This is a genomic window from Salifodinibacter halophilus (assembly GCA_012999515.1).
Classification (GTDB): Bacteria; Pseudomonadota; Gammaproteobacteria; order Nevskiales; family Salinisphaeraceae; genus Salifodinibacter; species Salifodinibacter halophilus.
On the sequence record JABEEB010000378.1, the window covers coordinates 1 to 260 of the forward strand.

The 260-nt window shown below is 67.7% G+C and carries 1 protein-coding gene; it reads right to left on the bottom strand.

Translation table 11 applies throughout. The annotated features are described in order from the left end of the window. Window positions 1-260, bottom strand: a 260-nt coding sequence (locus HKX41_12100) for a M20/M25/M40 family metallo-hydrolase (GenBank protein ID NNC24877.1), incomplete at both ends; no start/stop codon positions are given.

Genomic DNA, 260 nt, shown 5'->3' on the forward strand with positions numbered 1-260 from the left:
CGGGTCGAGCGCGTCGGTGTTGATGACGGCGACGGTCTTGGCCAGCGGGTACAGCGGCTTGGCGCTGTAGTACTCCGAGCCGAGCAGGCCCTTCTCTTCGGCGGTCACCGCCAGGAACACGACCGAGCGCTGCGGCTTCTTGGCCTTGGCGAAGGTGCGGCCCATTTCGATCAGCGCGGCGGTGCCGGTGGCGTTGTCGACGGCGCCGTTGTAGATGGTGTCGCCCTTGGCGTCGGGTTGTCCGATGCCAAGGTGGTCCC